General features: G+C 71.9%; 16 protein-coding genes. 10 read left to right on the top strand and 6 right to left on the bottom strand.

Annotated features, from left to right (window positions below):
• Nucleotides 1–27: 27 nt before the first annotated feature.
• The gene (locus ACFFR3_RS01500) at nt 28–576 is read left to right on the top strand and encodes a DivIVA domain-containing protein (protein WP_379482478.1); all 549 of its coding nucleotides are present in this window, start codon (nt 28–30) and stop codon (nt 574–576) included.
• Here ACFFR3_RS01500 and ACFFR3_RS01495 read toward each other — a convergent pair.
• Complete coding sequence (locus tag ACFFR3_RS01495; RefSeq protein ID WP_364382968.1) at nt 573–1,238, bottom strand: HAD family hydrolase; 666 nt, start codon at nt 1,236–1,238, stop codon at nt 573–575. The two genes, ACFFR3_RS01500 and ACFFR3_RS01495, sit on opposite strands and share 4 nt — an antisense overlap.
• A gap of 19 nt (nt 1,239–1,257) precedes the next feature.
• Between ACFFR3_RS01495 and ACFFR3_RS01490 the strand changes: the two genes are divergently transcribed.
• Complete coding sequence (locus ACFFR3_RS01490; protein ID WP_364382965.1) at nt 1,258–1,740, top strand: GNAT family N-acetyltransferase; 483 nt, start codon at nt 1,258–1,260, stop codon at nt 1,738–1,740.
• Between the two features lie 7 nt (nt 1,741–1,747).
• On the opposite strand, the gene ACFFR3_RS01485 is transcribed toward ACFFR3_RS01490, so the two are convergent.
• The 5 genes from ACFFR3_RS01485 to iolC form a co-directional block, all read right to left on the bottom strand.
• Complete coding sequence (locus ACFFR3_RS01485; protein WP_379482477.1) at nt 1,748–2,968, bottom strand: AI-2E family transporter; 1,221 nt, start codon at nt 2,966–2,968, stop codon at nt 1,748–1,750.
• A 63-nt stretch (nt 2,969–3,031) separates the two neighbouring features.
• Nucleotides 3,032–4,879 (bottom strand): 3D-(3,5/4)-trihydroxycyclohexane-1,2-dione acylhydrolase (decyclizing), encoded by a 1,848-nt coding sequence (iolD, locus tag ACFFR3_RS01480; RefSeq protein ID WP_345398036.1) that lies wholly within the window; start codon nt 4,877–4,879, stop codon nt 3,032–3,034.
• Nucleotides 4,876–5,715 (bottom strand): 5-deoxy-glucuronate isomerase, encoded by an 840-nt coding sequence (gene iolB, locus ACFFR3_RS01475; RefSeq protein WP_364382957.1) that lies wholly within the window; start codon nt 5,713–5,715, stop codon nt 4,876–4,878. The genes iolD and iolB overlap by 4 nt, the downstream gene beginning before the upstream one ends.
• The gene (locus tag ACFFR3_RS01470; protein ID WP_379482476.1) at nt 5,712–6,617 is read right to left on the bottom strand and encodes a Cgl0159 family (beta/alpha)8-fold protein; all 906 of its coding nucleotides are present in this window, start codon (nt 6,615–6,617) and stop codon (nt 5,712–5,714) included. The genes iolB and ACFFR3_RS01470 overlap by 4 nt, the downstream gene beginning before the upstream one ends.
• Nucleotides 6,614–7,552: a 5-dehydro-2-deoxygluconokinase gene (gene iolC, locus ACFFR3_RS01465; protein ID WP_345409598.1), complete on the bottom strand. Its 939-nt coding sequence runs from the start codon at nt 7,550–7,552 to the stop codon at nt 6,614–6,616. Before iolC ends, ACFFR3_RS01470 begins: the two co-directional genes overlap by 4 nt.
• A 264-nt stretch (nt 7,553–7,816) precedes the next feature.
• Between iolC and ACFFR3_RS01460 the strand changes: the two genes are divergently transcribed.
• The 8 genes from ACFFR3_RS01460 to ACFFR3_RS01425 are packed head-to-tail and all read left to right on the top strand — an operon-like array spanning nt 7,817 to nt 17,867.
• On the top strand, nt 7,817–9,211 hold the full coding sequence (locus ACFFR3_RS01460; RefSeq protein ID WP_364382951.1) for an extracellular solute-binding protein: 1,395 nt from the start codon (nt 7,817–7,819) through the stop codon (nt 9,209–9,211).
• Entirely contained in the window at nt 9,186–10,112 is a 927-nt protein-coding gene (locus ACFFR3_RS01455; protein ID WP_345398045.1) for a carbohydrate ABC transporter permease, read from the top strand. Before ACFFR3_RS01460 ends, ACFFR3_RS01455 begins: the two co-directional genes overlap by 26 nt.
• Nucleotides 10,109–10,927 carry a carbohydrate ABC transporter permease gene (locus ACFFR3_RS01450; protein ID WP_345398048.1) on the top strand — a complete coding sequence of 273 codons (819 nt, stop codon included), beginning with the start codon at nt 10,109–10,111 and terminating at the stop codon, nt 10,925–10,927. The genes ACFFR3_RS01455 and ACFFR3_RS01450 overlap by 4 nt, the downstream gene beginning before the upstream one ends.
• Complete coding sequence (locus ACFFR3_RS01445; RefSeq protein WP_345398051.1) at nt 10,927–11,991, top strand: ABC transporter ATP-binding protein; 1,065 nt, start codon at nt 10,927–10,929, stop codon at nt 11,989–11,991. The genes ACFFR3_RS01450 and ACFFR3_RS01445 overlap by 1 nt, the downstream gene beginning before the upstream one ends.
• Nucleotides 11,988–13,181, top strand: coding sequence for a CehA/McbA family metallohydrolase (locus ACFFR3_RS01440; protein WP_345398054.1), 1,194 nt, complete (start codon nt 11,988–11,990; stop codon nt 13,179–13,181). The genes ACFFR3_RS01445 and ACFFR3_RS01440 overlap by 4 nt, the downstream gene beginning before the upstream one ends.
• Nucleotides 13,172–14,065 (top strand): TIM barrel protein, encoded by an 894-nt coding sequence (locus ACFFR3_RS01435; protein WP_379482475.1) that lies wholly within the window; start codon nt 13,172–13,174, stop codon nt 14,063–14,065. The genes ACFFR3_RS01440 and ACFFR3_RS01435 overlap by 10 nt, the downstream gene beginning before the upstream one ends.
• Entirely contained in the window at nt 14,062–15,141 is a 1,080-nt protein-coding gene (locus ACFFR3_RS01430; RefSeq protein WP_364382942.1) for a Gfo/Idh/MocA family protein, read from the top strand. Before ACFFR3_RS01435 ends, ACFFR3_RS01430 begins: the two co-directional genes overlap by 4 nt.
• Nucleotides 15,138–17,867 (top strand): glycoside hydrolase family 38 N-terminal domain-containing protein, encoded by a 2,730-nt coding sequence (locus ACFFR3_RS01425; protein WP_379482474.1) that lies wholly within the window; start codon nt 15,138–15,140, stop codon nt 17,865–17,867. Before ACFFR3_RS01430 ends, ACFFR3_RS01425 begins: the two co-directional genes overlap by 4 nt.
• The last annotated feature ends 19 nt before the right edge of the window (nt 17,868–17,886 follow it).

Genomic DNA, 17,886 nt, shown 5'->3' with positions numbered 1-17,886 from the left:
CCCAGCACATCTCAAGAGGAGTGAGGCTTGAACCGCTTTCCACGCGTCATGGGCATGCGTTCAGGCTATGACCCCGTCGAGGTCGACGCTCTGATCGGGCGGATCGAGTCGACCTTGGGCCGGGGCTCCCACCTCCTGGAGCCCGTCACCGCCGACGAGGTGCGCCGCGCGACGTTCCGCGCCGTGCGCGGCGGCTACCAGGAGACCGCGGTGGACTTCGCGCTGGAGGCGTTCGTGGTGGCGCTGGAGACGCAGGCCAAGAGGCCCGTCCGGCTCGCCATGGCCGAGCCGACGGGCGACATGCTGCGCGAGGAGTGGTTCGAGACGCAGGCCGCCCGCGTCGAACGGGTCGGCTTCCGCTCGGGCCGCATGGGCACCGGCTACAACGAGGACGAGGTGGACGCCTTCCTCGACCGCATCGTGGCCACGCTGCGCGGCACGACCGACTACCCGGTGACGGCCAAGGAGGTGCGGACGGCGAAGTTCTCGACCGTGCTGTTCAGGGCCGGTTATCTGATCGCGGACGTCGACTCGTTCCTCGCGGGCATCGCCGACGTCCTCGATCAGCGTTCCTAGCGGGCCGCCTCGTCGTACGCGGCCTCGACGGCGGCGCGCAGGCCGTGCAGGCCGGGCTGGACACGCTGGATCACCGACGGGTCCTCCGGCTCATGGCCGAGCCGGTTGATCCACACGCGCGGCAGGCCGAGCCGGTGCGCGGGCACCTGGTCGTGGAAGTAGCTCTGGGCCACGTGCACCCATGCCTCCGGCTCGTACGCGCTCCTGAACACCTCGAAGTGCGCGAACTCCGGCTTGTACGCCCCCGCCTCCTCCGCCGTCACCACCGCCTCGAACGGCACCGGCAGCCGCCGCAGCGCACCGGCCACCAGGTCGCGGTCGCAGTTGGTGAGCAGCGCGAGCCGCCAGCCCGCCGCGCGCAGCTCCGCCAGGCCGGCCGCGACGTCGGGGAACGGCGGCCAGTACGGGATCGTCTCGCCCAGGATCGAGGCGTCGTCGGGGGCCAGGTCCACCTTCTCCTCGGCGCACGCCCTGCGCAGCGTCTCGGCCAGCACGTCCCGGTAACGCAGCACCGGCTTCGTGGTCTGCACCTCGGGCTCGTGTCGCGTGTACGCCTCAAGCAGCCGCTCGCCCTGCCCCGGGGCCACCAGCTCGGCGCCGGTGCGGATGCCGTGCCGCCAGTCGATCAAAGTGCCGTAACAGTCGAATGTCACCCATCGCATACGTCACATAATGGGGGCCATGGCGATATCCGTGCGTCCCATCGATGCTGAGGACGAGCGTGTCGTGGCCCGCGTGCTCACCGACGGCTGGGCGGGCACCACCGTGATGGCGCTGGGCAGCGGCGAGCTGATCGACGCCGCCGCGCTGCCCGGCTTCGTCGCCGAGCTGGACGGCGAGGTGGCGGGGGTGCTCACGTACGCCGACCGCGGCGGCTCGCTGGAGGTCATCACCATCAATGCCGTCGTGCCGGGCAAGGGGGTGGGGGCGGCGCTGCTCGACGCCGTACGGGCGGTGGCGGTGGCGCAGGGGCTGTCCAGGCTCACCCTGATCACCACGAACGACAACACCCATGCGCTGCGCTTCTACCAGCGCTACGGCTTCGACCTGGTCGCCCTCCACCGGAACGCGGTGGACCGGGCGCGCGACCTGAAGCCGGACATCCCGGCCGAGTCGGACGGGATCCCGATCCGGCACGAGCTGGAGCTCGAACTCCTCCTCTGAACGGCCCTCACGAGCACTCGGTGACCGGCCGCAGCCTGCCCGGCCCCTGACCGCTGGGGCCAGGGCCCGGAGGTTCCTGGCCGGGCGGGGGTGTGCCATGCGGGCCGTGCGGGCCTCCGTGCGGGCCTCCGTGCGGGCCTCCGTGCGGGCCTCCGTGCGGGCCCGCGGGCTGCGGAGGCGGGCCGGTCGGGCCGTGGCCGCTCGGGCCGTGGCCCGGAGGTTCCTGGCCGGGAGGCCCGGGTTCTTCGGCGGCGCGGGCACGGTGCAGCAGCGCGACGATGACCGAGGTCACCGGCGCGGCCAGGAACGCGCCCGCGATCCCGGCCACCACGCTGCCCACCGCGATCGCCACCAGGATCACCGCGCCGGGCAGGTCGAGCGCCTTGCCGTAGATCTGCGGCGCCAGCACGTGCCCTTCGAGCTGCTGCACGGCCACGGTCACGGCGACCACGATCAGCGCGACCAGCCACCCCTTGGCGACGAGCGCGACCACGGCGGCCAGCAGCCCGGCGACGAACGCCCCCACCACCGGCAGGAACGCCCCCGCGAACGTCAGCACCGCCAGCGGCAGCGCCACCGGCACCCCGAGGATCCACAGCGCGACGCCGATGAAGAACCCGTCGACCAGCCCCACGATGGCGACGCCCCTGATGTAGCGGCCGATGACGGTGAAGATGAGCGCCCCTGTCTCGGCCAGCTTGGGCCGGGCGGTGGCGGGTGCGAGGGCGGTCAGCCAGTGGAAGAGCCGGTCACCGGAGTGCACGAAGTAGACGGACAGGATGACGGCCAGCACCGCGCCGACCACGATCTCGCCCGCCGTCCTGACCCCGGCCAGCGCCCCGGTGGTGATCTGCCGGTTGCGCGAGGACAGGTAGTCGCGCGCCTGCGCGAGCAGCTGCCGGTCGTCGAACCCCAGCCGGACCGCCAGCCGGTGCAGGTCGTCGAGCACCTTGCCGACGCTCGCGCTCAGCTCCGACAGGCTGGCCACGGTGGGCGGCACCAGCAGCGCGAACAGCGCACCGGCCACCAGCAGGCCGCCGGTGAAGACGACGGCCGTGGCCAGGGCGGGCCCGGCGCCGCGCGACCTGAGCCAGCGGGCAGGCGGCACCAGCAGCGCCGTCAGGAAGACCCCGATGACGATGGACAGCGCCACCGTACGCAGGTGATGGAGACAGAACAGGACCACCGCGACGACCGCGATCCACCCGAGCAGCCGCCACGGCCTCATCCTCTTGCCCCCCGATCGTGCCTGGTCAGAGGAGTTCCCCAGGCCGATCGGGGGCAACCATGGCTAGGCGGGCGGCGCCAGGTGAGCGTGCTGGGAGCGCTTGCCGGCCGCGTACTCCTCCTTGGCCGTCCGCGTGGCGTCGGTGGTGGCGACCTGCGCCACGGGCACGTCCCACCACGCCTCGGACGAGGGCACGTCGTCGGCCAGGCGGTCGGTGGACACGTAGATGACCGTGGTCTCGTTCGACGACCGGGCCGTGTCGAGCGCCTTGCGCAGGTCGGCGACCGACTCGGGGCGCAGCACGGTCGCGCCGAGGCTGGCGGCGTTGGCGGCGAGGTCGACGGGCAGCGGGCCGCCGTCGCCTGCCTGGTAGGCGGTGCCGAGGCGTTCGGCGCCGACGCTCTCCGACAGCCGCCCGATGGAGGCGAAGCCGGAGTTGTCGACCAGCACCACGATGAGCTTGACGCCGTCGGCGACGGCGGTGACGAGCTCCTGGGCCATCATCAGGTAGGAGCCGTCGCCCACCAGCACGAACACCTCGCGCTCCGGAACGGCCCGCTTGATGCCGAGCCCGCCGGCGATCTCGTAGCCCATGCAGGAGTAGCCGTACTCGACGTGGTAGCTGCCGGGGCCGCTGGGCCGCCAGAGCTTGTGCAGGTCGCCGGGCATCGACCCGGCCGCGCACACCACCACGCCGTCGTCGCCGGCCGCCGCGTTGACCGCCCCGATCAGCGCGGCCTGCGAGATCGGGGTGCGCTCCACCGCGTACGCGGCGTCCACGGCGGCGTCCCAGGCCCGGTTGAGCTCGGCGGCGCGCTCGCGGTGGCCGTCGGGCGTGCTCCAGCCGGCAACCGCCTCGGACAGGTCGTTCAGCCCCTCGCGGGCGTCGGCGACGAGCTGCAGCCCGGACAGCTTGGCCGCGTCGAAGCCGGTGACGTTGACGTTCACGAAGCGGGCGCCGGGCGCGAAGATCGTGCGGGAGGCGGTGGTGAAGTCGCTGTAGCGGGTGCCGACCCCGATGATCACGTCGGCCTCGCGGGCCAGCGCGTTGGCGGCCGTGGTGCCGGTGGCGCCGACCGCGCCGACCGCGAGCGGATGCCCGTACGGCAGCGCGCCCTTGCCGGCCTGCGTCTCGGCCACCGGCACGCCGTGCGCCTCGGCGAACGCGCGCAGGGCGCCGGTGGCCTCGCCGTAGATGGCGCCGCCGCCGGCCACGATGAGCGGGCGCTCGGCCGACCGGAGCAGCTCGGCGGCGCGCGCCAGCGCCGCGCGCTCCGGCCTGGGCCGCGGGATGTGCCAGACGCGGCGAGCGAACAGCTCCTCCGGCCAGTCGTACGCCTCGGCCTGGACGTCCTGCGGCAGCGCCAGCGTGACCGCGCCGGTCTCGGCCGGGTCGGTGAGCACCCGCATGGCGGCGAGCAGCGCGGACGGCAGCTGCTCCGGCCGGTTGATGCGGTCCCAGAAGCGGGAGACCGGCTTGAAGCAGTCGTTGACCGAGACGTCGAAGGACCGCTGGTCCTCCAGCTCCTGCAGCACCGGGCTGGCGACCCGGGTGGAGAAGATGTCGCCGGGCAGCAGCAGTACGGGCAGCCGGTTGATGGTGGCGCCCGCCGCGCCGGTGATCATGTTGGTGGCGCCGGGGCCGATCGAGGCGGTGCACACCAGCGTGGACAGGCGGTTGCTCGCGCGGGCGTAGGCGGCGGCCGTGTGGACCATCGCCTGCTCGTTGCGGCTGAGGTAGTAGGGCAGCTCGTCGCCAGAAGTGGCGAGCGCCTGGCCGACGCCGGCCACGTTGCCGTGGCCGAAGATGCCGACGACGCCGCCGAAGAACCGGCGTTCGACGCCGTCACGCTCGCTCCACTGCTGCGCCAGGAAGCGGACGACGGCCTGCGCGACGGTCAACCGGATCATGACGTCCTCCCGAACGGCAGTCTGGGGTCGATGTCCTGGCCCGCCCAGGAGGAGCGGATCCAGGCGTGGCGCGGGTCGTCGCAGAACGCCATCGACCGCTGCTCCATGGGGCCCGCCAGGACGTTGAGATAGTAGAGGTCGTAGCCGGGTGCGGCCATGGAGGGGCCGTGGTAGCCGTACGGGATGAGTACCACGTCACCCGAGGCCACTTCGGCGAGCGTGTCGATGTGGCCCCGCTCGGAGGAGTAGACGCGCTGGTAACCGAGGCCGTCGCCGGCGACCTCGAAGTAGTAGATCTCCTCCAGCACCGCCTCGCCGGGGTTGGGCGTGTCGTGCTTGTGCGGCGGATAGGAGGACCAGTTGCCGCCGGGCGTGAGCACCTCGACGGCCATCAGCTTGTCGCACTCGAACGCGTCGGGCGCGCAGAAGTTGTTGACCTGGCGGCTGGCCTGGCCGGCCCCCCTGATCTCGACGGGCACCTCGGAGGCGGGCACGTAGCGCGGGTCGAACCTGCGGGTGGCGCGCGCCGAGGGCAGCGCGACGCGGCCGGCGCCGGTCAGCGTCACCTCGGTGCCGATCGGCACGTACGCGAAGTCGGACGGCCCGTCGAAGACGGAGGCCCGCCCGGCCAGCTCGAACTTCTGGCCAGGGATCACGACCGTGCACGAGCCGGCCAGCGGCAGGACGAGCAGCTCCTCATCGCCGGTCTCGAACGTGACCGGGGCGTCGCCCAGGTCCGTCACCCGCAGCCCGGAATACGTCCAGCCGGCCGAGGACGGGGTGACCTCCACCGTCCAGGGGTCGCGGGCGGCTTTGCCGTGAGGAAGGTAGGTCATGCGCGAACCTCTCGCACCAGGGCCGCGGCACCGTCGACCGCGGCTGCCACGTCGTCGTCCGGGGGGTAGAGCAGGGCGCGCCCGACGACCAGGCCGCGCACCCCGGGCAGGCTCAGGGCGCGGTGCCAGTCGGCGTAGGCGGCGTCGATGTCGGGCGGGTCGCCGCCGAGGAGCAGCGCGGGCAGCGTGGTGGCGGCCATGACGCGTTCCATCTCGGCCACGGCGGGGATCTTCAGCCAGGTGTAGGCGGAGGTCACGCCGAGGGCCTGGGCGATGCTGATGGCCTTGATCACCGCGTCGGGCGACAGGTCGTTGCGTACGACGCCGGATTCGTTACGGCCTGACCAGAACGGCTCCACCATCGCCACCAGCCGCCGCCTGGCGAGGTCGCTGACCGCCCGCGCGCACGACTCCAGCGTGGCGACCGTGGCGGGGTCGGACGGGTCGATGCGGCAGAGCATCTTGCCGCCGTCGAGCCGCATGGCGTCGATGGAGTCGGCGTCGAAGCCGGTGAAGCGGTCGTCGAGCTCGAACGCCGAGCCCGCCAGGCCGCCCCTGTTCATGGAGCCGAAGGCGAGCTTGCCCTCAAGGGCGCCGAGCAGCAGCAGGTCTTCCAGGACGTCGGGGGAGGCCAGGATGCCGTCCACGCCGGGCCTGGCCAGCGCCACGCGCAGCCGGTCGAGCAGGTCGACCCGGCTGGCCATGGCGAGCGGCCGGTCGCGCACGGCGAGCGCGCCCCTCGCCGGGTGGTCGGCGGCGATGATGAGCAGCCGCTCGCCCTCGCCGGGCAGGCCGCGCCGCTCCCTGCGGGCCGCGGCGGCGGCGATCTCGCCGGGGCTGGTGGCACGGATGTGGGTGAGCCGCCCGTAGTCGGCCACCTTGGGCAGCGTGATGTCGCTCACGAGCGGGCCCCGTTCAGCAGGTCGTCCACCTCGGACGTGGTGGGCATGGCGTCGGCGCAGGCCAGGCGGGCGGCCACGAAGGCGCCGGCGGCGTTGGCGAAGCGCAGCGTGCGTTCGAGCGGCCAGCCGCGCAGCAGGCCGAGGCAGACGGCGCCGCCGAACGCGTCTCCCGCGCCGATGCCGTTGACGACCTCGACCTTCATCGGCTCGACCAGCGCGCTCTCCTCGGCGGTGCGCGCGAACACGCCCTCGGGGCCCATCTTCACGATCGCGACGCGTACGCCCGCGTCGAGCAGCGCCTGCGCGGCGGCCTCGGGGTCGCGGACGCCGACCGCGACCTCCACCTCCTCCTGGTTGCCCACAGCCACGTTCGCGTGCGGCAGCGCGCGCCGCGCGGCCTCGTGGGCGGCCTCGCGCGACTCCCAGAGGCTCGCCCGGTAGTCGAGGTCGAAGACGGTCCAGCCGGAGGTGCGCGTCTCGAGCGCGGCGGCGTGGGCGGCGGCGCTCGGCTCCTTGCTGAGCCCGGTCAGCGAGAACCAGAACAGCGGGGTGCGGGCGATCGCGTCGAGGTCGAGCATGGACGGCTCGATGCGCAGGTCAGGTGGATGCTCGCCGCGGTAGAAGTAGATGGGGAAGTGGTCGGGCGGGAAGATCTCGCAGAACGTCACGGGGGTGGGTGCGCCCTCGATGGTGCTGACGAAGGCGTCGTCCACGCCGAAGCCGCGGATCGCCCGGCGTACGTAGTCACCAAACGGGTCGGCGCCCACTCCGGTGATCACGGCGGGGCGCAGCCCGTGGCGAGCGGCGGCGACGGCCACGTTGGTGGGGCTGCCGCCGAGGAACTTGCCGAAGGTCTCGACGTCGGCCAGGCCGACCCCGGTCTGCAGCGGGTAGACGTCGACGCCGCAGCGGCCGATCGTGATCAGGTCGTACAACAGCACCTCCAGGGACGGAGCTTACCCTCGACACTATGGCATATTGTCATGACATTCGGATGTCCGCTATGTTGCGCTGTGTGCCCCGTCCGAAACCCCTGTCGCTCACCCCTGCGGGCGCCGGGTCGTGAAGATCGCTCCTGCCTGGGAAAAGGCGCAGCATGTGGGCACTTCCTTGATCATGGCCAGGTCTTTACGTCATCTGAATGTCATGACATATTGGCCCATGGCTGCCTCCCTTTATGGACACGTCGGAGGGTTTGCATGGCATTGCGGAAACGGTCATTGGGTGTGGTCGCGGTCATCACCGCGGCCGGTCTGGGGCTCGCCGCGTGCGGCCAGTCCTCCGGCGGCGGTGAAGGTGGTGACGCCATCGAGCTGACGATCGCCCAGAACGCCATCGCGGGCGGCAAGAACGCCGCCGCCGCGAAGCACATCGCCGACTGGGTGATCCCGAAGTTCGAGGCGGCCCAGAAGGCCAAGGGTAAGAACGTCACGGTCAAGTTCGTACCCAGCGGCGTCGACGACGAGCAGTACAAGACCAAGCTCTCGCTCGACCTCAAGTCCGGCAAGGGCGCGGACGTCCTCGACATCGACGGCATCTGGGCCGGCGAGTTCGCCGAGGCCGGCTACCTCAAGCCGCTGTCGGAGCTGGTCGGCCCCGAGGCCGACAACTGGGACGGCTGGGGCCAGATCCCCGAGGCCGTGCAGGGCATGACCGAGTTCAACGGCAAGAGGTACGCGCTGCCCGTCGGCACCGACGGCCGCGTCCTCTACTTCAACAAGAACCTCTTCGCCAAGGCCGGGCTGCCCGCCGACTGGCAGCCGACGAGCTGGCAGGAGATCCTCGACGCCGGCGCCAAGCTCAAGAGCTCGGGCGTGCCCGTGCCGATCCAGATCAACGCCGGCACCGCCATGGGCGAGGCCACCTCCATGCAGGGCGTGCTGCCGCTGCTCGCCGGCGCGGGCGGCGAGGTGCAGCAGGACGGCAAGTGGACCGGCGCGTCCCAGCCGCTCAAGGACGCCCTCGGCCTCTACCAGAAGATCTACGGCGGCGGCCTCGGCGACCCCAAGCTCCAGCAGGAGGCCAAGGGCCGCGACAAGTCGTTCCAGCAGTTCGCCGACGGCAAGGTCGGCATTCTGATGGAGGGCGACTACTTCTGGCGCGGCGTGGTCAACCCCAAGACCGGCGTCGCCAAGATGGCCGACCGCGACCAGGTCGTCGGCTACGCGATGATCCCCGCCATCGAGCCCGGCAAGGGCATCCGCGGCCAGGACTTCGTCAGCATGTCCGGCGGCGCGCTGCGCACGGTCAACCCCAACAGCAAGCACCCCAAGGAGGCGTTCGAGCTGGCCGCCTTCACCCTCTCCCCTGAGGCGCTGAAGGAGGAGACCAAGGACGGCAACGTGCGCATCACCCCGCGCTCGGACGTCAACAAGGAGATCCTGGCCGGAGAGCCGCTGCTGACCTACATCTCGGAGAAGGTGCTCCCGGTGACGGCCTACCGCCCGCCGGTCGCCGTCTACCCGCAGGTGTCGGTGGCGCTGCAGGAGGCCACCGCGGCGGTCGCCGGCGGCACCGCGCCCGACCAGGCCGCGGCCGACTACCAGAAGAAGCTTGAGGGAATCGTCGGTGGCGCAGGCAACATCGCCTCCTGAAGTAGCGACCGAGAGCGGCAAGGCCCGCTACAGCTCGGACGCGGCGGGCCTGGGCAAGGCCAGGGCCGGGGTCTTCATGACCCCAGCCCTGCTGCTCATCGCGGCCTTCCTCGTCTTCCCCGCGCTGTGGGTGCTCTATCTCGGCCTGACCAACTACCGCCTGACCGGGATCGCCGCCGCCGATCCGCAGTTCGTCGGGCTGGACAACCTCCTCGACGCGATCACGAACCCGACGTTCTGGAGCTCGACCTGGCTCACCGTCGAGTTCGTGCTGGGCTCGGCGGTCATCGGCCAGGTCGGGCTCGGCTTCACCATCGCCTGGCTGCTGCGCGACAAGCGCGGCACGCTCAAGCGGGTCGTCGAGGGCCTGGTCATCCTGGCCTGGATCCTGCCCAGCGCCATCGTGTCGTTCCTGTGGGTGGCGCTGCTCGACCGCGACGGCGGCACGCTCAACGCGCTGCTCGGCATGCCCGGCATGGCCTGGCTGCTCGACCACCCGATGCTGTCGATCATCGTGTTCAACACCTGGCGCGGCACCGCGTTCTCGATGATGTTGTACGGCGCCGCCCTCGGCAACGTGCCGCCCTCCCACCTGGAGAGCGCCCGCCTGGCCGGCGCCTCCGGCTGGCAGCAGCTCAGGGACGTCGTCTTCCCCCACATCAGGGGCCACATCCTGACGAACCTGCTGCTCATCAGCCTGTGGACGTTCAACGACTTCAGCCCGTTCCTGCTCACCGCCGGCGGCCCCGACGGCAAGTCCGAGGTGCTCGCCGTGCACGTCTACAAGGTGGCGCTGCAGGGCGGCGAGCTGGGCTACGGCGCCGCCGTCTCCACGATCATCCTGCTCATCAACCTGGTCGTGGCGGTGTTCTACCTGCGGCTGCTCAGGAGCAAGAAATGACGCGATTCGTCCTGGGCCGCATCGGGTTCTACACGCTGATCGCCGTGCTGCTGGCGTTCTTCACGATCCCGCTGCTGTGGCTGGTCACCGCGCCCTTCACCTCCGACCCCACCTACGAGGTGCGGCTGCCCGACTTCACCTGGGACAACTTCCAGGCCGTCATCGAGCACCCGTACGCGCTGCCGTCGCTGTGGAACTCGGTCGTGCTGTCGGTCGGCACCGCCGCGCTGGTCGTGATCTTCTCGGCGCTGGCCGCGTACGCGCTCAGCCGGGTGCGGCTGCCCGGCCGCGACGCCCTGCTGTACGCGCTGCTCCTGCTGTCGTCGATCATCACCGGCACGGCGGCCATGGTGCCGTTGTTCCAGCTCGCGGTGGAGCTGAACCTCATCGACTCGCAGATGGGGCTCATCCTCATCCTGACCGGCGGCCTGCTGCCGGCGGCGATCTTCATGCTCAAGGATTTCATGGACTCGACGCCGAAGTCGTACGAGGAGTCGGCCCGCGTCTTCGGCGCCACGCCGCTGCAGATCGTCCGGCACGTCGTGGTTCCCCTCGTCCGTCCCGGGCTGGCGACCATCGCCGTGTGGGCCGTGGCCAACGTGTGGGGGAACTTCCTGATGCCGTACCTGCTGCTCAGCGACGTGGAGAAGCAGCCGGCGGCGGTGATCACGTACACGCTGTACACCGAGGGCGGGCAGGCCAACCTCAGCATGCTGTCCACGTTCGGGCTGCTCTACTCGATCCCGGTGGTCCTCATGTACCTGTTCGTCAGCAAGAAGTACGGCTTCCGCTTCCACGGAGGGATCAAGCGTTAATGGCCGCCATCGAACTACGCGGGCTGACCAAGGTCTACCCGGGCGGGGTGACAGCGCTCGACGCGCTCGACCTGGCCATTCCCGACGGCGAGTTCTTCGCCCTGCTCGGTCCCTCCGGCTGCGGCAAGACCACGCTGCTGCGCACGATCGCCGGCCTGGAGACCGCCACCGGCGGCGCCGTCGTCATCGGCGAGCGCGACGTGACGGGCGTGCAGCCGGGCGGCCGCGACGTGGCCATGGTGTTCCAGGACTACGCGCTGTTCCCGCACATGGACGTCACCGACAACATCGCCTACCCGCTGCGCATCAAGAAGGTCGCCAAGAACACCCGCCGCGACAAGGCCGCCGAGGTCGGCGCGCGGCTGGGCCTGGAGCACCTGATGGACCGGCGGCCGGGCCAGCTCTCCGGCGGGCAGCAGCAGCGCGTCGCGCTGGCCAGGGTGATGGCCACGCAGGCGCAGGCGTTCCTGTTCGACGAGCCGCTGTCCAACCTCGACGCCCGGCTGCGGCTGGAGGCCAGGACGTTCCTCAAGAAGCTGCAGCGCGAGCTGGGCGTCACCACCGTCTTCGTCACCCACGACCAGGCCGAGGCGCTGGCCATGGCCGACCGCATGGCCGTCATGGAGGCCGGGCACATCCGGCAGATCGGCACGCCGTCAGAGGTGTTCCAGCGGCCGGCCAACACGTTCGTCGCCGCGTTCATCGGGTCCACGCCGATGAACCTGCTCGACGGCACCGTACGAGGTGACACGCTGGACGTGGCAGGCTGCAAGGTCGCGGTCCCCGACTCGGCCGAGGGGCTGCTGTCCGACGGGGAGAAGATCGTGTACGGCGTACGACCGGAATACCTCGCCTACTCCGCCGCGCCCGCCGACGGGGCGTTCGGCGGGAAGGTGGCCATCGTCGAGAACCTGGGCGCCTCCCACCTGGTGACCCTCGACGTCAACGACGTGAACGTGCAGGCCGTGGTGCCCGAGGGCAGCGAGCCCGCCGTCGGCGACGACGGCTTCGCCGTGCCCCGCCGCGACCGCGCGCTCGTCTACCGGAACGGAGAGCTCGTATGACCACCGGCCACTGGTCGCTGGACGACCGCCTGGAGCGGATCCTGCGCGAAGTGCCGTTCGAGGTGCCGCCCGGCACCGCCGCCGTGCACGTGAAGCTGTCCTACGACAGGTCGCAGGGCGTGCTCGACCTCGGCTGCGGCGCGCCGGACGGATTCCGCGGCTGGTCGGGCGGCGCGCGCGACGAGTACACGATCACCCGCGACTGGGCCACCCCCGGCTACCTGCCGGGCGAGCCCGAGCCCGGCACCTGGAACGTGTGGCTGCGGCTGCACCGCATCCCGCCGCAGGGCCTCGACTACACGCTCGACATCACCTGCGAGCGCGTCGCCCCGCCGGAGCCGGTCGTCGCCGAGCCGCCGCACGGCGAGCGCCCGCCCCGCAGGGACATCCCCGACATCGGCGGCCTGCGCTGGTTCGCCGGCGACTTCCACGCCCACACCGTGCACAGCGACGGCAGCCTGACCATCGCCGAGCTGGCCGAGCTGGCCCACGGGCGCGGCCTCGACTTCCTCGCCGTCACCGACCACAACACGGTCAGCCACCACCCCTGGCTCGGCAAGATCGACCGGGGCATCCACCTGCTGCCCGGCCAGGAGGTCACCACCGACCGCGGGCACGCCAACGTGTTCGGCGACGTCGGCTGGGTGGACTTCCGCCGGCCCGTCGACTCCTGGCACGACCACGCCGACCGCGCCGGCGGCGTGATGTCGATCAACCATCCGCTCGGCGGCGACTGCGCCTGGCTGCAGCCCATCGAGCGCCGTCCCCGCGTCGCCGAGGTGTGGCACTCCGGCTGGTGGGACCGCCGCTGGGGCGCGCCGCTCGCCTGGGCCGACGCCTGGCGCGACGACGTCATCGTGATCGGCGGCAGCGACTTCCACAAGCACGGCTCCGACGGCCTGCCCGGCGCGCCCACGACCTGGGTGCTCGCCGAGGGCTCCGTCCCCGGCACGGACACGGTGCTGGACGCCGTCAAGGCCGGGCGCACCGCCGTCTCAGCGGGCCCCGACGCGCCGCTCCTGCTGCGCCTCGGCGACGAGCTGCTCGCACTGGACGCCGACGGCCTGGTCCTGGTCCGCCCCGACGGCACCCGCCAGGTCGTCCGCGGCGAGCGCGCCCTGCTGCCGGCCATCGACGGGCCGCACCGGCTGGAAACCCACGAGAACGAGGTGATCGCACTATGCGCGTGAGGAAAGTCGCGAACGCCCCCGTCAGCTTCGGCGTGTTCGAGCTGAGCGACGCCCCGCCGCCGCTGACCGCCGACGAGATGGTCCGCGCCCTGGCCGACGCCGGCTACGAGGGCATCGACTCAGGGCCGATCGGCTACCTCGGCACCGGCTCCGAGCTGGCCGAGCGGCTCTCCGGCGCCGGGCTGCTGCTCGCGGGCGGCTGGGTGGACCTGCGCTACCACGACGCGCAGGCGTTCGAGCAGGACCTGGCCGGGCTGGACAGCGCGCTCGACTTCTTCGCCGCCGCCCCCGAGGGCGACCTGCCGCCCAGGCCCACGCTGGCCGCGCCCGGCACCCCCGAGCGGTTCGCGCGGCCCGGCGGGAACGCTCCCGGCCTGGCCGCGGCCGACTGGCCGGCCTACGCCGCCCGTATCCAGCAGGCCACCGACCGCTGCCGGGAGCGCGGCTTCGAGCCCGCCTACCACCACCACCTCGGCACGTACGTCGAGACGCCCGACGACGTCGAGCGGCTGCTCGAGCTGACCGACGTCGAGCTCTGCCTGGACACCGGCCACCTGCTGCTGGCCGGTGGAGACCCGGTCGAATGCCTGCGCAAGTGGGCGAGCCGGGTCACCCACGTGCACATCAAGGACGGCGACACCGAGATCCTCGCCCAGGCCCTGGCCGACGGCGTGGACCTGCGTGAGCTGATGGGCCGCGGCGGCTTCGCCCTCCTCGGCGAGGGCGAGCTCGACCTGCCCGCCGTCATCCGCACCCTCGACGAGATCGACTACTCCGGCTGGGTCATCGTCGAGCAGGACACCCTGCCGGGGCGGCGCAGCGTCGCCCAGAACATCGCCGACCAGGCGGCCAACCGCCAGAAGCTGAAGGACTTGGGACTGTGAGAATCGCGCTGGTGGGTTGCGGCGCCGTCACCCAGGCGGTCTACGTGCCGCTGCTGTCGCGCCGCCGCGACCTGTTCGAGGTGGTCGCCGTCTGCGACCTGTCGCGGACGCTGGCCGACGCCGTCGGCGACCGGCTGGGCGCGGGCAAGCGCTACACCGCGGTCGCCGACATGCTGGCCGACGGCGGGTTCGAGGCCGTCGTCGTGCTCGCGTCCGGCTCCCACGGCGAGACCGTGCGGCAGGCGCTGTCCGCCGGCTACGCCGTGCTCTGCGAGAAGCCGCTCGCCCTGACCAGGGCCGAGGTGGCGGCGCTGCCCGAAGGGCGGCTCATGGTCGGCTACATGAAGCAGTACGACCCCGCCGTGCGCCGCGCCGAGAAGCTGCTCGCCGAGCTGGGCGGGCCCGCCGCCATCAGGGCCGTCGAGGTGACCGTGCTGCACCCGAGCGGGGAGTCGCAGCTCGCCTTCGCCAACCTGACGCAGGCCCGCGACGTGGACCCCGGGCTGCTGGCCTCGCTGCGGGCCGCCGAGGACGAGCTGGTCTCCCAGGCGCTCGGCGCCGACGCGCCGAAGGACGTACGCGGCCTGTACGGCGTCGCACTCGGCTCCATCTGCCACGACCTGTCGCTGCTGCGCCGCTTCACCGGCTCGCCCGCCGACATCTCGTACGTCGAGACGTGGGGCGAGACGCCCGGCTCCATCGAGATCTCCGGCCCCCTGCCCGAGACCGGCCGGTTCTCCCTGCGCTGGCACTACCTGGAGGACTACCCGGCCTACCGCGAGACCGTCGCCATCCACCACGACAGCGGCTCACTCGAACTGGTCTTCCCCTCGCCCTACCTCATGAACGCCCCCACCACGCTCACCGTGGTCACCCCAGGCGAGAGCCGTGCGGAATGGCGCGAGGTGACTGAGGCATTCGAGGTACAGCTGGCGGCCTTCCATGCTTACGTGAACGATGGCACGCCGCCGCTCACCGACGCGGGCGGCGGGCTCGAGGACATCGTCACGGCACAGCGGATCGCGGCCCGCTACGCCGTACAGCACGGACTGCCCATTGGAGGGGAAGCAGCGTGAGCACGGAGATCGTCGTCGTACCGCACACCCACTGGGACCGGGAGTGGTACGAGCCCTTCCAGCGCTTCAGGCTGCGTCTGGTGGCGCTGCTCGACGAGGTGCTCGACACCATGGAGCGCGAGCCCGACTACCACTTCACCCTCGACGGCCAGCTCGCCTGCGTGGACGACTACCTGGAGGTGCGTCCGGAGAACCGCGACCGCATCGCCGCGCTGGTCGAGGCCGGGCGGCTGGCCGTGGGGCCGTGGCAGATCCTGCTCGACGAGTTCCTGTGCTCGGGCGAGAACATCATCCGCAACCTGGAGCTCGGCATGGACAGGGCGGACAAGCTGGGCGGCGCCATGCCGGTCGGCTACCTGCCCGACATGTTCGGCCACACCGCCCAGATGCCGCAGATCCTGCGTAAGGCCGGGCTGCTGCACGCCTGCGTCTACCGCGGCGTGCCGTCCTCCGTCACCACCGACGCCTTCGCCTGGACCGCTCCCGACGGCACCGCGATCCGCACCCAATACCTCCCGGCCGGCGGCTACGGCAACGGGGCCCACCTGTTCCACGACAGCGAGGGGCTCAAGGAGCGGGCGGCGGCGTTCGTCAGGACCATGCGCGAGTGGCACGGGCCCGAGGGGTCGCTGCTCGCGATGTACGGCACCGACCACTCCGCCCCCGTACGCGGCCTGCCCGAGATGGTGGCCGCCATCGGCGCCCGCATGGACACCCTGTCCGGCTACATCGGCGCGTACTCCGGCGACGTGGACGGCCTGCCGCAGGTCCACGGCGAGCTGCGCTCCCACGCCCGCGCCAACATCCTGCCCGGCGTCATCTCCGTGCGCGCCCACGTCAAGCAGGCCATGGGCCGCGCCGAGCGGATGGTCGAGCGTTACGCCGAGCCGCTCGCCGCGCTCTGGGGCGAGGAGTGGCCAGGACGCTTCCTCGACATGGCCTGGTGGCGGCTCGTCGACGCCAGCGGCCACGACTCCGTCACCGGCTGCGGCGTGGACGACACCGCCCAGCAGGTCGCCGCCCGCATCGCCGAGGCCGAGCACCTCGGGCAGGCCGTCCGCGACATGGTGACCGCCCGGCTCGCCGAGGCCGCGCCGTCCGACTCCATCGTCATCGTCAACCCGACGCCCCAGACGCGCTCCGGCGTCGTGATCCTCGACGTCGAGGGCACCGACCCCATCGCCGACCCCGCCGGCGAGGCCCTGCCCACCCAGCCCATCGAGTACGCCCCCACGCTCCTGCTCGACCAGGAGATGGACCCGGCCGTCGCGCTCAGCTTCGTGCACGGCACCGAGCTGTACGGCCAGCACATCACCGACTGGAAGGTCGACGACGGCACCCTGACCTTCACCGTGGCGCGCGAGACGTCCGTCGTCTTCGACGTGGACGACCTGCGGGCCGCCATCGACGGCGTCACCCGCGTCCGCATCGAGGCCGAGCAGCGCCGCACCGTCGCCGCGCTCGTCACCGCGCCGCCGCTCGGCCACACCACCGTCAGGCCCGCACCGCGCGACGAGGTCTACGACCCCGACGCGCCGCAACCGCTGCCCAGCGAGCACCACCCGTCGTGCTGGCTGCGCTCCGACGACGCCCCGCTGCCCGTCCGCGGCGACGCCCAGGTGCTCGACAACGGGCTGGTGCGCGTCACCATCGCCGAGGACGGCCTGCTCGACATCGTCGGCGACAACGGCACCAGGATCACCGGCGCCGGCCGCATCGTGGACGGCGGCGACGTCGGCGACACCTACAACTACGCGCCGCCGCGCGCCGACCTCGTCGTCTCCCAGCCGGTGAGCGTCGAGACCGAGATGATCCTCAGCGGCCCGATCGTCGCCGCCGTGGACGTCCGCCGCACCTACCGCTGGCCCGCCGCCGCCGAGGCGATCGAAGGCATCCCCGAGGTGCCCGCACTCAACCGGCGCGCCGAGATGGAGGAGATCGTCGTCACCATGCGGGTCGAGCTGCGCGCGGGCGAGCCGTTCGTCCGGCTGCGCGTCGAGTTCGACAACCGCTGCGACGACCATCGCGTACGCTTCCACGTTCCGCTGCCCACGCCCGCCTCCGAGTCTCACGCGGAGGGGCAGTTCGCGGTCGTCACCCGGCCCCTGACCTCCGAAGGCGGCTGCGGCGAGACCCCGCTGCCCACCTTCCCCGCCTCCTCCTGGGTCGCCGCGGGCGGCGTGGCCGCACTCCTTGAGCACGTCACCGAGTACGAGGTGAACGACGACGAGCTGGCGCTCACCCTGCTGCGCTCGGTCGGCTACCTCTCCCGCAACCGCAACAGCCTGCGCCCCGAGCCGGCCGGCCCTCAGCTGCCCACTCCTGCGGCGCAGTCGCGGGGGCTGCGGACGGTGAACCTGGCGCTCATGCCGTACCTCGGGTCATGGGAGAAGGTCGTCCCCCACGCGGAGGCGTTCCGTCACGACCTGCTCGTGGTTCCAGGGCTCGGCGACCGCTCCCTGCCCATGCCGCAGCCCGCCCCCGGCCTGTCGGTCACGGGCGACGGGGTCGTCATGACCTCGCTGCGCGACCGAGACGGCTGGCTGGAGCTCCGCGTCGTCGCCATGACCCCCAACCCCACGGAAGCGGTCATCTCCACTGTCCAGGAGGCCCGCCACACCGACCTCAGAGGCCGCCCCGGCGCTCCGCTGCAGGTCACCGACGGCACCGTCCGCCTTCCCCTGTCTCCTTGGGAGATCGCGACCATCCAGTTCCATAAACTCTGAGTAATGAATCGAACGCGTG

It is taken from the genome of Nonomuraea salmonea (assembly GCF_042428605.1).
Taxonomy (GTDB): Bacteria; Actinomycetota; Actinomycetes; order Streptosporangiales; family Streptosporangiaceae; genus Nonomuraea; species Nonomuraea salmonea.
The sequence above is the reverse complement of the archived record's forward strand: the minus strand, read 5'-3'. Positions and strand labels throughout refer to the sequence as shown.

What these genes read in the sequence shown, in the direction of transcription:
- ACFFR3_RS01495 (WP_364382968.1), bottom strand. Translation starts at nt 1,238, where the DNA reads ATGCGATGGGTGACATTCGACTGTTACGGCACTTTGATCGACTGGCGG.
- ACFFR3_RS01490 (WP_364382965.1), top strand. Translation starts at nt 1,258, where the DNA reads ATGGCGATATCCGTGCGTCCCATCGATGCTGAGGACGAGCGTGTCGTG.
- ACFFR3_RS01485 (WP_379482477.1), bottom strand. Translation starts at nt 2,968, where the DNA reads ATGAGGCCGTGGCGGCTGCTCGGGTGGATCGCGGTCGTCGCGGTGGTC.
- iolD (WP_345398036.1), bottom strand. Translation starts at nt 4,879, where the DNA reads ATGATCCGGTTGACCGTCGCGCAGGCCGTCGTCCGCTTCCTGGCGCAG.
- iolB (WP_364382957.1), bottom strand. Translation starts at nt 5,715, where the DNA reads ATGACCTACCTTCCTCACGGCAAAGCCGCCCGCGACCCCTGGACGGTG.
- ACFFR3_RS01460 (WP_364382951.1), top strand. Translation starts at nt 7,817, where the DNA reads ATGGCATTGCGGAAACGGTCATTGGGTGTGGTCGCGGTCATCACCGCG.
- ACFFR3_RS01450 (WP_345398048.1), top strand. Translation starts at nt 10,109, where the DNA reads ATGACGCGATTCGTCCTGGGCCGCATCGGGTTCTACACGCTGATCGCC.
- ACFFR3_RS01445 (WP_345398051.1), top strand. Translation starts at nt 10,927, where the DNA reads ATGGCCGCCATCGAACTACGCGGGCTGACCAAGGTCTACCCGGGCGGG.
- ACFFR3_RS01440 (WP_345398054.1), top strand. Translation starts at nt 11,988, where the DNA reads ATGACCACCGGCCACTGGTCGCTGGACGACCGCCTGGAGCGGATCCTG.
- ACFFR3_RS01435 (WP_379482475.1), top strand. Translation starts at nt 13,172, where the DNA reads ATGCGCGTGAGGAAAGTCGCGAACGCCCCCGTCAGCTTCGGCGTGTTC.